The sequence below is a fragment of the Photorhabdus sp. S10-54 genome (assembly GCF_963878145.1).
Classification (GTDB): domain Bacteria; phylum Pseudomonadota; class Gammaproteobacteria; order Enterobacterales; family Enterobacteriaceae; genus Photorhabdus; species Photorhabdus kayaii.
Genome location: NZ_CAWNXG010000047.1, coordinates 19,623 through 34,047, shown reverse-complemented (window position 1 = coordinate 34,047; position 14,425 = coordinate 19,623). Strand labels below are relative to the sequence as shown.

Below are 14,425 nucleotides of genomic sequence, written 5' to 3'. Positions count from 1 at the left end.
CAATGAGAATATCAATGGGTTAATCAGACAATACTTTCCAAAGGAAACCGATTTTAATGAAATCTCTGATCAGGAAATAAATTTTGTGGTAAACCGATTAAATAATCGCCCCCGAAAAACACGGGGTGGGAAAACACCGAATGAATTATTTAAGGGAATACGAACATGTTTACTTCCAGATTAACGATGTTGCACTTATTATGTGAATCTACCAATCGTTTTTATTATCAGAGAGTAAGTTTGCTTTCTATTTTAATACTTATATACCCGTCATCTTTCAAGTTGCCTCTTTGTTGGCTGCACTCGCTCACCCCGGTCACATAGTTTGCTATGCTCCCGGGGATTCACTCCCTTGCCGTCTCGATGCATCTTGAAATCCATTGGGTATACATTTAATTATTAACATAAAATAAAATGTGGCATCAAATATTTTGATGCCACATTTTATATATATATTTCCCAACGATCAATTATAAATATAATCATCTTTTGGAAATGATCCTAAATCCCTAATAATTTATTTTACCCCTAATTCTATAAGTGAAAATATTTCATCTAAATCTTTATAAGATCGAATAACAAGTCCTGCGTGGCTAGCTATATCTTCGAATTCAGACAAATAACGTTGTTTCGCTAAAAATAGCATATCCATTAATATATCCACAGATTTAACTACCAAGGATTGTGGTTTTTTCATTAAGGTTATTATCAGAAGGGTTGTGTTATTATCCATCGCTTCTCGGCAGTTCTTCAAAATGGATATAGCATCATTATCAGGCCAATTATGGAGAACATTTTTTAAAATATATAAATCATAACCTGTCGGAATTGGCTTAAAAAAATCTCCACTTATGAAATTTACACCTTCTGAAATAGGCATTTCATTATATCTGTCCAATACAGCGTAATCTTTTCCTTTGACCTGTTTACTGATTCTGATCAAAAGCTCTCCGTCTCCACCCCCCAGATCTAATATTCTGTTATGTTTATTAAAATCATAAATAACAAGCAATTCTTTAATTATTTTATTTGTGTATTTTGACATTAAAGCATCAAAATCTGATTTTAATCCCTTATTACTATCCAAATGCTCAAAGAATGATTTTCCATGCACCATTTCAAATGCCGATTTGCCATTGTTTTCCAGCAAGGATTTTGGATACATTAACCAAGAATCCCAATGTTCTGAATTGATTTCATATTTTACTGTTAAGAATTCTACGCTATTAGGATCAGCAAGTGCACTGCATTCCTCAGAAAGTGCAACCCCGTGGTTGCTGCTAACCAATACTCCTATTTCAATTAAGAAATCACATAGTCGATTAAGTCTTGAATAATCAATACCATATTGACTGGCAAGTTTGTTAATATCTACATAGTCTCCATTTTTAAAGTGAATAGATAAACCAGCATCAACAAAAGTATAGATTGCCGCGGTTTTTCTATATGACGTAATGAGATCGATTAGCATTGAATTACCCTTTCTGTATTTTTAAATGAGGTTATTATATATACCCTATAGATTTCAAGATGCATCGCGGCGGCAAGGGAGCGAATCCCCGGGAGCATAGATAACTATGTGACCGGGGTGAGTGAGTGCAGCCAACAAAGAGGCAACTTGAAAGATGACGGGTATAGAACATAGTACCACTATAACTAACCATATATAGTTGAAACACTTTCAGCCCAAAATGTAATTATTAACTTTGCTATCTTTTCCTTATGAGATAATGAAAATTTGATTCATCTTTGACCATTGCTTACTCACTTTAATTATATTTTTTTAGCCGTAAGTAATTAACTATCAGACTATATAAAATATGATAGAAAGAAATGTTAAAAATCACAATTAACTCTTTTTAGGGGTTTTTAAGATTAAATTAAAAGATATGCCTTAACAATATTTTTATTTCAGCAAATTCACACTAAGAATGAATGATTATAAAAATATTGACAACCATTTCATGAATATATTGATTATTACCGACCACATAATTTCAAGTATTATCTCTGTAGCCCAGAAACCACTTTTGATCTATGCTGAACGCTAAAAACAAGCTTAAGATTATTATTAATCTGAAAGCCCCAAAGCAGATAGCAGGAAGATAGAACTTAATGAGTATTCACATCGTTCCTCAAGAACAACTGAGCAAAGATCGCACCAATGAAAAAACAGCAGATTATATCCCGCCATTGCTTTTTGCTAATCTGAAAAATCTTTATCAGCGTCGAGCAGAACGCCTGCAACAATTGGCAAAAGAGAGCCCATTCGTTGATTATCTTAACTTTTCAGCACAAGTTGCCCAAGCTCAGCAAAAAGCGTTGCATGATAATCCATTGAAAATGGAGATAGCAGATATCTTAGAAAAATCTGTCATTGAAGGTAAACCGCCTCTGGATTGCAAAACCTTCCAACGTACTGAACACTGGCAAAAATTACTTCACTCTCTGATAGCAGAATTACTGCCAGATGCGTCGGAACATGTTAATGCCGCTCTGGATAATCTAGAAAAAGCGCCAGAACAGGAGCTGGAACAGATGGCCGATGCTCTGCTGAAAAATGAATTCAGTAAAGTCAGCCCTGAAAAAGCACTTTTTATCTGGGCGGCACTTTCCCTCTATTGGGCACAAATGGCAAATCAAATCCCAGGAAAAGCGAGGGCAGAATATGGTGAACATCGTCAGTTTTGCCCAGTTTGCAACAGTATGCCGGTCTCTAGTGTCGTTCATATTGGCACAACCAACGGGTTGCGTTATCTGCATTGTAGTTTGTGTGAAAGTGAATGGCATGTGGTACGGGTAAAATGCAGTAACTGCGAACAGACACGCGATCTTAATTATTGGTCACTAGATAGTGAGCACGCCGCTGTGAAAGCGGAAAGTTGCGGCGATTGTGGTAGTTATTTGAAAATTCTCTATCAGGAGAAAGATCCGAAAGTTGAAGCTGTTGCTGATGATCTAGCTTCACTGATCCTCGATGCCAAAATGGAAGAGGAAGGCTTTGTCCGCAGTAGCATCAACCCGTTTTTGTTCCCAAATGAGTAATAGTGAGTTGACGGAATTGCCATGACACATAAACCATACCCGTTGTACAGCCTGCTCCCCGCCATTGATCGTCTATTGCATGAGCCACAGATAGCCCCATTCGTGGAACAATATGGACAGACGTTGGTCACTGCCACATTAAGAGGAATGCAGGAGCAGGCCAGAATCAATATCAAGCAGTATCAGGTACTGCCTGATTGGTGTGATAACTGGGCCTTGGCACTTGGTCAGCAACTGGAACAGAAACAAGTTTTGGCTTTAAAGCCGGTGTTTAATCTTAGTGGTACGGTGATTCATACCAATCTTGGCCGAGCATTAATGGCAGAATCAGCGATTGAAGCGGTAACACAAGTGATGCGTTCACCTGTAACGTTGGAATATTCCCTCAATAACGCCGGACGTGGACACCGTGACCATGCTTTGGCGGATTTACTGTGTGAATTAACCGGGGCGGAAGATGCCTGTATTGTTAATAACAATGCAGCGGCGGTGTTGTTATTGCTGGCAACCGTAGCATCCGGTAAGCAAGTTGTGGTTTCTCGTGGCGAATTAGTGGAAATTGGTGGCGCATTCCGTATTCCTGATGTAATGGTTCAGGCAGGATGCCGATTAGTTGAAGTCGGCACAACGAACCGCACTCATCTGAAAGATTATCGGCAAGCGATTAATGAAGAGACCGCTCTCCTTATGAAAGTGCATGCCAGTAACTACAATATTGAAGGTTTTACCGCGGAAGTGTCTGGCCGTGAATTGGCCACTCTGGGAATAACCTCACAAATTCCTACTGCAATTGATCTGGGTAGCGGTTCCATGATCAATATGGCGCAATATGGATTGCCAGCCGAACCTATGCCTCAAGATTACCTGAATCAGGGCATCGATCTGGTCACTTTCTCTGGTGATAAATTACTGGGGGGACCACAAGCTGGCATTATTCTAGGCAAGAAACACTGGATAGAAGCAATCCAGCGTCATCCTCTAAAACGCGCTTTGCGGGCAGATAAGATGACGCTGGCCGCTTTAGAAGCTACATTGCGGTTATATCAGCGCCCCGAACAGCTTTGCCAACAATTGCCAACGTTACGTTTGTTAACCCGTTCACAACAACAAATGCATGATATGGCACAACAGCTATTACCTCAGCTTCAAGCACATTACGGTGACCAATTTATTGTTCGTGATGAACCATGTTATTCACAGATTGGCAGTGGTTCGCTGCCGGTTGATCGTCTGCCAAGTTGGGCTTTGACTTTCGCTGCCGTTGATGGTCAGGGGAGCTCGTTAGAGCGGTTGGCCCGGTGCTGGCGTGGATTATCGAAACCCGTTCTTGGTCGTATCTCTGGCGGACGTTTATGGCTGGATTTACGCTGTCTTGAAGATGAAAAAGCGCTATTGCAGGCACTATTGCTGTAATTTTCTGAAATACAATAATTTTCTAAAACTATTATGATTTTTGCCACCGCGGGCCATGTTGATCATGGTAAAACCACACTTATTCAAGCGATTACCGGCGTTAATACAGCTCATTTGCCGGAAGAGAAAAAGCGCGGGATGACCATCGATTTAGGTTATGCCTATTGGCCGCAACCGGATGGCTCTTCGGTTGGTTTTATCGATGTGCCCGGACATGAGAAATTCCTCGCTAATATGTTGGCAGGGATCGGAGGTATTGATCATGTTTTATTAGTGGTTGCCTGTGACGATGGGGTAATGGCTCAAACGAGAGAACATTTAGCTATTCTGCGTTTGATTGGCCGCCCGGCCATGACAGTTGCGCTCACTAAAGCAGATCGAGTGGAATCGCAACGAATAGTTGAAATCCGCCAACAAATTGAACATCAACTGGCAATGCAGGGTTGGAGCGAGTTCCCTCTGTTTGTAACGGCTGCGGCGGATGAAGAAAGTATTGTCCCTTTGAGGCAGCATCTGTTGCAGTTACATCAGCAAAATAAGCAGCATGAAAAATTACATCAGCGTTTTCGTCTGGCGATAGATCGCGCTTTCAGTGTAAAAGGAGCGGGTCTGGTAGTCACGGGAACGGCATTGGCCGGCCGGGTCAGAGTGGGAGATACCCTCTGGCTAACCGGCCGGGATCAGCAAGTCAGAGTACGTGGCTTGCATGCTCAGAATCAACAGACCGATACGGCTCAAGCCGGGCAACGTATTGCACTGAATATTACTGGTGATGTGAGTAAAGAACAGGTATCCCGTGGTGATTGGCTACTTTCCCACAAACCCTTTGAGCATGTAGAAAAGGTATTGGTGGAAGTAGAAACTGATGAACCTTTGCGAAACTGGCAACCAATTCATATTCATCATGCTGCCAGCCATATAACGGGGCGAATTTCATTACTAAATCAACTTTCTGATAAGCCTCTGCTGGCTGAATTGGCGCTTGATAGCCCATTGTGGTTGGTTGAGAATGACCGGCTGATATTGCGAGATATCAGTGCCAGAAAAACATTGGCTGGCGCGCGAGTGATAAATCTAAATTCCCCCCGTCGTGGTAAGCGCCAGCCAGAATTTTTGCATTGGCTCACGCGGCTTGCCAGAACATCAGATCATGCAGCTAATTTAGCGCTCCATTTGCCACGAGGCGCACTTTCTCTCAACCACTTTTCTTGGGCGCGTCAGTTAACGGAAGCAACTCTCCACCAGCTAATCGTTGATGAGGATGTGATTATTGCCGATGGTATGGTGTTATCACAGAACAATGCCAAGTTAGCAAAGCAGAAGTTACTACACGTTTTGGCTGAATATCACCAGCAACATGTCGATCAACTGGGTTTAGGCAGGGTACGTCTGAAACGGATGGCGCTGCCAACGCTGGATGAAGCGCTAGTTTACACTTTGATAGATGCATTGCTCAGTGATGGACAGCTAAAGCAATTACGAGGTTGGTTATATCTTCCTGAACACGGTTTGTCTTTTAGTGATGAACAGGCAAAATTGTGGCAACGAATAGCCCCCTATTTCACAGATGATCCGTGGTGGGTACGCGACCTGGCTGCGGATTTAAAAGAAGAAGAGGCAACAGTCCGCAATTTGTTGAAAAAATCCGCTCAATTGGGGCATATTATCGCGATTGTTCCTGATCGTTATTATTGTAGCCAACGAATTCAACAATTCGCGGAGCTAATTCGCCAATTTAATCAAGATTATGGTGCAATTACCGCTGCGGATTTTCGTGATCAACTCGGTATCGGTCGTAAATTGGCTATTCAAATATTGGAATTTTTTGATCGCAGTGGTTTTACTCGTCGTCAGGCTGAGTCGCATATTCTCAGCGATAATGGGCTATTCTGATGATTTTTTTATTTAAAATATATACCCTATGGATTTCAAGATGCATCGCGACGGCAAGGGAGCGAATCCCCGGGAGCATAGATAACGATGTGACTGGGGTGAGTGAGTGCAGCCAACAAAGAGGCAACTTGAAAGATAACGGGTATAGATGATTTCAGCAAAATCACCGTCTTGCTTCATCGATTTAACTGATCTGTGCTATTTTTGCCAACCGTTAGCTTTCTATTAACTGGATTGAATACGCTATGAAAAAGAAGATAACATCGGGCGTTTATCTGGGATTATTGTTTATTGCAACTTTAATTCTGGTTTTTGAAAAAAGTGAAGATATTTATCCGGCACTGATTGCTGTCGGTGTGTTTGGTGTGATATTTGGCTTGATGTTTTTTATATCAGCCAGGTTACTGTTTTCCGCTGCCTTTACCGGAACACTATTTATTATCTTTAAATTCCTCAATCAGATAAAAGTTCATTACTACAAAGAGCAGTTGATGTTCTCCGATCTGAACTTGATGTTTGATCCTGCCAATCAGGAAACATTACACCACTATTGGCTGGCCGGTTTAGGCGTTGTCGCAATGTTTATCTGGTTGATTTTTAACATGACGCTGAGCTGGAAAAAATCATCTCCCCTCCGTGGTTTCAAATGGCGTACTGTCGGCTTGGTTCTGGCGGCGTTCTGTACATGGGAAGTGAGCGCTACCGCTAATGCATTCAGAGAGCAGTGGGAATCTTCACTACCAAAAGGACGTGGTACCGTCACCAATATGGTGATGTCGGCTAAAGATGCCAAATATCATGCGCCTCAATTTGGACAATCATCCGATTATTTTCTGCAACAGGCTAAGAATGTCGTGCTACCTGTGTCGCAGTCAGTAATTAAACCTGACGTGGTGATGTTATTACAGGAATCCACCGTGACTCCGCATATCTATCAACTGCCTGATGATGCCCGCTTACCTAATCTTTATATGTTCCAGCGGGATTCTGGCGTCAGCGCACAAAGCCCAATGCGGGTGCAAACTTTCGGTGGTGGTACCTGGTTATCTGAATTTTCTGCTCTGACTGGCTTAAATACGGACGATTTTGGCTCACGTAAGAATGCGGTTTTTTATTTTATTGTTGATCATCTGAAATACAGCTTGTTCCGTGAAATGAAACAGAATGGCTATTACACGGTTGTTTTGACGCCATTTAATAAATCTTCTTATCATTCCGGTCATGCCTATCAGACTCTCGGCGTTGATCGCATTATTCAGCCACAGGAATTGGGATATCCCGCCAGTCCCGATAAAAATTTGTGGACTATTTCTACGCAAGAGATGTTGGGTTATGTGAAAGACATTTTGGCACAGGAAACAGATAAGCCACTCTTTATTTTCTCACTGACCATGTATGAACATGGCCCATATGATGAAGATCACACTGATGATTACGGGCTTACCGGACATGTGAAAAATTCACAGGCAGTGGGTAAGTTCAGTCACTATATGGAGAAAATCAAAGCTTCTGATCCGGCAATTAAAGATTTCAGTGAGTTTGTTGCTAAACGGGAAAAGCCCACTATTTTCCTTTACTTTGGTGATCATCAACCCAATATCAGCCTAAATCAGTACAATGGCGTATTTTCAAATCCGGGTCATATCACCCAATTTACTATGCGGGATAACTTGCAACAGGGAGAATCTATTCAGACTGATGAACTGACGGATATTTCATTCCTTGGCAGCATGATTATGGAGAGAGCTAAACTGGATGCTTCACCTTTCTACCGAGCAAATATGACAATGCGTCATCTCTGCCGGGGAGCATTGGATGATTGTCAGGATAAAGCGCTGGTGGAAAGTTATAAACATTATATTTATCAGCAACTAGATGTTGCAGGTAAAAAATAAGTTATAAAATCATCATGTGAGTGGGTGCCATATTTATATGGCACTTGCTGTAGATAATGTTGATGAGAATGTTAATCCCACCCAATTTTCAGGCGCTTTGCTCTGGCTTGTAACCCTCCCAATATCGAGTTACTGATATGAGCAGGGAAATCTATAGGCAACTGGCCTCTGACATTCATGACAACTGTATCAACCGTCTCAGCATATTCAGTAAGAATTCTTGCCATCGAATCCTTATCAAATCCAGCGGCATTGGCTGTTTGAAAAAAGTGTCTTGGGAATATCTGCTCTATATTGTACTTCCTACCTCTCGTCCCAGTTAGCCCCATCGCCAATTTGGCATCTCGGGGATGAAGCCCTCTGCCTCCGAATACAGGGTACATGGAAAGAATGTCATAAAAAGGCGTTAGCCGATAATGCCCTTCAGCCTCAATAAACAGTGAAAAGTTTTTTGCATGGCCGTCTGTGGCAGCCAACAGCCAAAACAATACCTGGATCTTCATAAATTCATAACGGTCAGTCTCGGCTTTAACCGAACCCAAGAGGTAGGACATGATCTCGGGAATCCCAGGACCACCATGACTCTCATACTTTTTCGCCGAAGGCACGCTCAAGGTTTGGCAGAAATCCTCCTGAGGCAGCCGCATTATCCAACTGTTGTCAGATGAATACTTGCGATCAAATCGTTCTACTGCTAATGCTTTTATTTCTCCCACTTTCATTATTAAGCAGTGAGGAACAGACAGTCCAAACATCCTTGCAATCAACATACACAGATATTCATTTTCCACACTTTCAGACATATCAATAGAGTGTGAATGACTCTCAATTTTACCGATGGGAAGTTTGATGATATGTGTTGTCGGCGTGGCATTTAATGGCAAGCACCAATTTCCATCAATATTTAAAAGCGCTGTCTTTTCCTGTGCGCCAGCGATGGATATACGAAAATCTTCCTCTTCTTCGATCATCCCCAATGGCGCGCCAGCTTGGTAGCCAGTTAGCACTTTATCTAGTTCCATCTCAGATAAGGGCTTATATTCAATCCTCTTGATATCATTAGCGGATGTACCTTGCGGTACCAATTGCAAAGCTCCTACACTATCTTGACCCACTTTAGCCAGCAGATCAAAAGGTTGCGTTGACTCAGCATTGTGCCTGGCAACGATTCTTCTTCTGACTTCCGGATTATCCGGCAGTAGATTATCGAAAAAGTTATATACCTCGTCACCCTGATAAGCTTGATGGCGCAGAGGCATAGACAGTGAAATGGGGCGACTACCCGATAACCTAAGCCAGGACTCATCATATTTGAAATGGTGGGAGCCAGTATTGGCTTTGGTAAATACTCCAACTCGATAACCGTTCATGTAGACATCCAGTGCTGCCATTACCACTCCTCTTTCCACACCGAGTCCGATGTTGTGCAATCATCTTCCACTAACGAATCTATCTTAGTAACGTTTCTTGGCTGGATATCGAGTTCCAAATTCAATGCTGACATAATCTTAAAGAAGGTCTCCAGCTTGGTAGAATCTGGGTGCTGCTCAAAGCTTGATACCGTATCCTGCCTAATACCCACTTTGCTTGCTACTTTACCCTGAGAAAGTTTTTGAGTAAGCCTGATATCTTTTAAATATGCGCTGAGTTGTTTCGAGTTAGTCACTTTCATATTTGAGGTCAACCAATTTGAACAGTTAACCTCATTGTTACACGCTATAACCGGTAAATCAATTTTTACACGCTATAGCCGGTAAATATAATTTTACCTGTTATAACCGGTAAAAAAATTCCACTTCTGCCTTTTACCCACTGACCTCCCAATACAAAAACTCGAAAAAATCCTTCCTGGCAGATCATCGGAAGTAAATTCATCCGAGATCTCACTCAATGCCTGCTGCGCCAGACGCAGCTCTTCTGCCAGCAATTCACCCGAACGGGCAACCACCAATTGTTCATGGCCCTATTGTAAATGTTCCGCTGCGGTATTTAATGCTTGTAAATAACGACGACGAGCCAAGAAACCACCTTCGGTATTACTGCTAAAACCCATCGTTTCTTTCAGATGATCGCGCAATAAATCGATGCCTTCACCGCTACTGGCAGAAAGTCGAAATAGGGGACAGACTTGTTAGCTTTAGTGGCTTTAGAACCATGTTCGGAATTGAAGATAAATATTTACAATTTAGAGATTCGAATAAGTTTATTTTAAAACCAGCCATTAAAGAATTAAACCAAAAAAGTAACCTTATTGTATCTGTTAATACAGTTAAAGATGGTCGTAATGTTGTCTCGTTGTCTCTTTACATTTCAAATTAAAAGAAGACAGCCAAATAAAAAAGGTGATTTAAATCACCTTTTTTACATTCAAATTTAATACAAGTAACAAACAACATTTTAGATTTCTATTTCTTGATTTATATTACTATTGTAATTTTTACTTATATGTTAGGGTATATGCTTAAATTATTAGATTTATTAAACAGCCGGCACATCTGCTTACAGAATATGGGAAGATAGAAATTATTAACATTAGTTGTGTCGAATAGCCTTCAGGCTATTCGACACAACTAAGCATAAAGAGCATATTATTAGTGACAAAGTGAAATGTCCTTAACATACTTATTTTTAGCCATCCATGATGATTTACTACATGTTACATACCCCTCCAACTTTAATTCATCATCAACATAAAAAGATACAAATAAAGTAAGAATAAACCCCACTATTGATACACATGAAATATAATCCCCAATTTTACCATTGAGATTTTTTGTTCTATTTTTAGCAATCCTTAAAAAAGCATAAGAAATATGAATAAGCAAAGGAGTAAACCAAATAAATCCCGCACTCTTCCATGAAAATGGAATAACACTATCACGCCTAAAAAACCTATATAATCATTTAATGAGAAAAACACAAATAACGCCGCCATAAAAAAATAGCGAACCTAAGTATATTTTTATTTTATTTATATTATCCACGGCTATATCTACCTCATATATTAAAAAATTTATCTGCTGTAGGTGTTACCACAAGAACATTTCTTTTTCTATTTTTTATATTTTTAATTATTCTTTCACTAATTTTAAAATAATCATCCAACCAATATAAAGCAAACGAAACTCCAACCCCAAGAGCAAAAACGCCAAGAGCTACAAGCATAAGACTTCCCCCTACAGCTAAGAGTGGAGAAACTATTAGAGTATTAGCAGCCGTAGCAATACCTATTGAAATAGCTAATTTTGCACCATCTATTGTTAAGTTCACAAACAAATCAGCTAATCCATAATCATCTTTAAGTATTAACTCAACGGCTCTATATGCTGCTGAGAATACTATACCGAATCTAGCACCTTTAACAATCCCATCATGAATACCTAGAGTACCTACTCCAAAAGAGACTATATACCCGTTATCTTTCAAGTTGCCTCTTTGTTGGCTGCACTCGCTCACCCCGGTCACATAGTTTGCTATGCTCCCGGGGATTCTCTCCCTTGCCGTTGCGATGCATCTTGAAATCCATTGGGTATACGTGGATTATTAGCAAGATATCTTGTAGAATTTAAATAGTCTCTCACACTAGGGTAGGGTAACCTGTCAATTTTATATATTTTTTACCATCTTTCCCGGCATACTCCGTTGCCTTAACACCGAAACCTCTTAAATCATTTACTATTTTAGCCACGCCATAAGAGTCTTTTATATTACCAGCAAATGATGAAACTGGATCAGCATAAGAATAAAAGGTTTTAACATTATTTTTCCATTTATTATAGAAGTTATGATCTAGTGTTTTTATATAATTTATTGCCTCATCTTCTGTTAATAAAGCAATAACTTCTTGGTTTAGTTTAAATTGATGCTCCAATTCCAATAGCATACGGTTATATTTTTGATCTTCTATTTGTTTTTTAAAATCAAAATGATCTTCTAATCTGTAATCATTATCAACAAATGTTTTTAACCGTAGGTCATACTTCATTTTATAACTCCATCTATATTATATAGTTTATTGAAGTTTTATTTCATATTTTATCGGACTTAGCTATTTTTTCTTTAATTTTTCTGAATTATTGGGAACTGGATCAAGTTTCCCTGTTGAGGATTGACACTCTGTTTTAATCTGTTCGATAAGATTAAGCCTGACATCTTTTAAATATGTACTGAGTTGTTTCGAATTAGTCACTTTCATATTGAGGTCAACCAATTTGAGCAGTTAACCTCATTGTTACACGGTATAACAGGTAAATCAATTTTTACACGCTAAAACCGTTAAATGTAATTTAACCTGTTATAGCCGGTAAAAAAATTCCACATCCTCCTTCTACAAATTCACTTACCAATACAAAATGTGAAAAATATTATTAAAACAATTTGTTATGTGCATTCTGGAGTAAGTATGGATCAAAGTATTTACTCCCTAATTAATACTATGCTTAGTAAGACTTTGTTCTGAAAGGATAATCGTAAAACCATTACTCGTGCGCTTAGCCAAAAAGCAGATGTTGAGGCAGAAGTTGAGCGCTTACCCAAGTTATTGGATCAGGCTAAACAATTCCAGACGCTAGGTATTGATGAAAAGTTGAAAGTGATTCCAAAGCTGGAAAAGGAAAAACAACTGAGAGCGAGAGTTAATGAAGAAATTATTCGAGTAAAAGAAGCTATCAACATCTTAAAAGACAGTTTGCCAGATACGGTATTTTTAAGCGATGCCAGCTTAGAAGGATTGCCACACTTAGATCTTTTAAAACAAAAGCGTCAAGTTTTGGAAATGTTAAAGAGCTCTTTAACTCAATGTTTAACTCAGATTGAGGAGCTCTCCAGTAAAGCCTCGAGTGATTTACTTTCTCTACAGCAACAACTGTTGGAAAGGTTGCGTGCAGAAGAAGAACAACTTGAAAATGCGTTTAAAGACATACCTACAAGTCAGGGTAAAACGGGTCGGCAGATTGACGCTGAATATCAAACCTTACTCAAGCAAATTGAACAGATTCGCCCAAAAGAAACTGCCTTGCAAAACCGACAAACCCAACTCAACGAGCTCTATAGTCAGCGCAAGAAACTATTGCTTGAGTTAGATCAGCAGACCAGCGCACGTGCTAGCGCCATGCAGAAGTCGGTTAAACGGCTCACTCGCAAGTTGGATCAGAAGGTACGCCTTAGTCTGAATTCTAAAGGTAACCGCCAAGAATTAGTGAATTTCCTGAGTGATTGCAATTTGGAAGGTGTTGGGCAAGAAAGACTAGCGTGGGTTTTAGAGGGTGAGTTCACACCAGCTAATCTTGCTGCCACTATTCGCCAAGGTGAGGCTGAATTAACCTCTAATTTCGGTATATCTAATTCCGTTGTACGAGCGTTAAGCCGTTTGCCTGAGCGTAAACTGCTTGAGCTAGAAGAGTTGCAGCTTCCTGATACAATGGCGATTGAGCTGAATATAACTCACGGTGAACGGGAAGCCGTTTTCCGCTCAATTGGGGAACTATCGACCGGCCAACAATGTACGGCGATTTTGCACCTGTTGCTATTGAACAACCAAGATCCACTTATCCTTGATCAGCCGGAGGATAACCTTGATAACGCCTTTATTGCTGAGCGTATAGTTGCTGAGCTGCGCAGAGCCAAGCTAAGCCGACAGTTCTTGTTCGCAACCCACAACGCCAATATTCCGGTATTTGGTGACGCGGAATGGATTGGCGTGCTGAGTGTGGAAGATAGCAAAGGGTTGATCCTGCCAGAACAGCAGGGTGCGATCGATATGCCAGAAGTGCAAAAACTAGCGGCAGATATATTGGAAGGTGGTAAGAGTGCGTTTAATCAACGCCGTGAAAAGTACGGCTTTAACTGAATGCTTTACTTCCTTGGGAGAGAACGATGTTAAAAACAGAATTGAGGTTTCTAGTTATTCCGACCGGCTTGAAGTAATTAGCCCAGGTTCTTTACCAAACTCCATGACGGTAGAAAAAATGAAAGCAGGACAGCGTTCACCCAGAAATACCATTGTTATGGAAGTATTACGTGATTATGGCTATGTCGATTACCGAGGAATGGGTGTGAGGACTAAAATTATGCCACTAACGAAAGCGTTAACAGGTAAAGATCCTGAGTTTGATTTGGCAGACGATCATTTAAAAACAATCTTGTTTCGGTAACAGATGTTGTGGCTGTTGGAACAGCGT

General features: G+C 40.4%; 13 protein-coding genes and 2 pseudogenes. 8 read left to right on the top strand and 7 right to left on the bottom strand.

Annotated features, from left to right (window positions below):
• A partial coding sequence (locus tag AACQ83_RS19670) for a transposase (protein WP_370446037.1) occupies positions 1-184 on the top strand: 184 nt, incomplete at its 5' end.
• Positions 185-517: 333 nt separating this feature from the next.
• On the opposite strand, the gene AACQ83_RS19665 is transcribed toward AACQ83_RS19670, so the two are convergent.
• Positions 518-1,471 (bottom strand): methyltransferase, encoded by a 954-nt coding sequence (locus AACQ83_RS19665; RefSeq protein ID WP_112879265.1) that lies wholly within the window; start codon positions 1,469-1,471, stop codon positions 518-520.
• Positions 1,472-2,115: 644 nt separating this feature from the next.
• On the opposite strand from AACQ83_RS19665, the gene fdhE reads away from it, so the two are divergent.
• From fdhE to AACQ83_RS19645, 4 genes are all read left to right on the top strand, one after another.
• On the top strand, positions 2,116-3,045 hold the full coding sequence (fdhE, locus tag AACQ83_RS19660) for a formate dehydrogenase accessory protein FdhE (RefSeq protein ID WP_112879266.1): 930 nt from the start codon (positions 2,116-2,118) through the stop codon (positions 3,043-3,045).
• Between the two features lie 21 nt (positions 3,046-3,066).
• The gene (selA, locus tag AACQ83_RS19655) at positions 3,067-4,458 is read left to right on the top strand and encodes an L-seryl-tRNA(Sec) selenium transferase (protein WP_112879267.1); all 1,392 of its coding nucleotides are present in this window, start codon (positions 3,067-3,069) and stop codon (positions 4,456-4,458) included.
• Between the two features lie 33 nt (positions 4,459-4,491).
• Complete coding sequence (gene selB / locus AACQ83_RS19650) at positions 4,492-6,351, top strand: selenocysteine-specific translation elongation factor (protein WP_112879268.1); 1,860 nt, start codon at positions 4,492-4,494, stop codon at positions 6,349-6,351.
• A 245-nt stretch (positions 6,352-6,596) separates the two neighbouring features.
• Positions 6,597-8,246, top strand: coding sequence for an LTA synthase family protein (locus AACQ83_RS19645; RefSeq protein ID WP_112879269.1), 1,650 nt, complete (start codon positions 6,597-6,599; stop codon positions 8,244-8,246).
• Positions 8,247-8,317: 71 nt separating this feature from the next.
• Here AACQ83_RS19645 and AACQ83_RS19640 read toward each other — a convergent pair whose 3' ends face one another.
• From AACQ83_RS19640 to AACQ83_RS19630, 3 genes and pseudogenes are all read right to left on the bottom strand, one after another.
• Complete coding sequence (locus AACQ83_RS19640; protein ID WP_112879270.1) at positions 8,318-9,637, bottom strand: type II toxin-antitoxin system HipA family toxin; 1,320 nt, start codon at positions 9,635-9,637, stop codon at positions 8,318-8,320.
• Positions 9,637-9,918: a helix-turn-helix domain-containing protein gene (locus tag AACQ83_RS19635; RefSeq protein WP_112879271.1), complete on the bottom strand. Its 282-nt coding sequence runs from the start codon at positions 9,916-9,918 to the stop codon at positions 9,637-9,639. The genes AACQ83_RS19640 and AACQ83_RS19635 overlap by 1 nt, the downstream gene beginning before the upstream one ends.
• Before the next feature lie 93 nt (positions 9,919-10,011).
• A pseudogene (locus AACQ83_RS19630) lies at positions 10,012-10,365 on the bottom strand (hypothetical protein); the annotation flags it as partial.
• 35 nt (positions 10,366-10,400) lie between these two features.
• Between AACQ83_RS19630 and AACQ83_RS19625 the strand changes: the two are divergent.
• Positions 10,401-10,565, top strand: a complete 165-nt coding sequence (locus tag AACQ83_RS19625) for a replication initiation protein (RefSeq protein ID WP_240000863.1) — start codon at positions 10,401-10,403, stop codon at positions 10,563-10,565.
• A 272-nt stretch (positions 10,566-10,837) separates the two neighbouring features.
• On the opposite strand, the gene AACQ83_RS19620 is transcribed toward AACQ83_RS19625, so the two are convergent.
• The 3 genes from AACQ83_RS19620 to AACQ83_RS19610 form a co-directional block, all read right to left on the bottom strand.
• Positions 10,838-11,071 carry a DUF1240 domain-containing protein gene (locus AACQ83_RS19620; RefSeq protein WP_240000862.1) on the bottom strand — a complete coding sequence of 78 codons (234 nt, stop codon included), beginning with the start codon at positions 11,069-11,071 and terminating at the stop codon, positions 10,838-10,840.
• Between the two features lie 172 nt (positions 11,072-11,243).
• Positions 11,244-11,672 carry a hypothetical protein gene (locus AACQ83_RS19615; RefSeq protein WP_240000861.1) on the bottom strand — a complete coding sequence of 143 codons (429 nt, stop codon included), beginning with the start codon at positions 11,670-11,672 and terminating at the stop codon, positions 11,244-11,246.
• 151 nt (positions 11,673-11,823) lie between these two features.
• Positions 11,824-12,231, bottom strand: coding sequence for a hypothetical protein (locus AACQ83_RS19610; protein ID WP_240000860.1), 408 nt, complete (start codon positions 12,229-12,231; stop codon positions 11,824-11,826).
• 474 nt (positions 12,232-12,705) lie between these two features.
• Between AACQ83_RS19610 and AACQ83_RS19605 the strand changes: the two are divergent.
• Positions 12,706-14,094: pseudogene (locus AACQ83_RS19605) on the top strand (TrlF family ATPase); the annotation flags it as partial.
• Positions 14,054-14,398, top strand: a complete 345-nt coding sequence (locus tag AACQ83_RS19600; protein ID WP_240000858.1) for an ATP-binding protein — start codon at positions 14,054-14,056, stop codon at positions 14,396-14,398. The pseudogene AACQ83_RS19605 and the gene AACQ83_RS19600, both read left to right, overlap by 41 nt.
• Positions 14,399-14,425 lie beyond the last annotated feature (27 nt).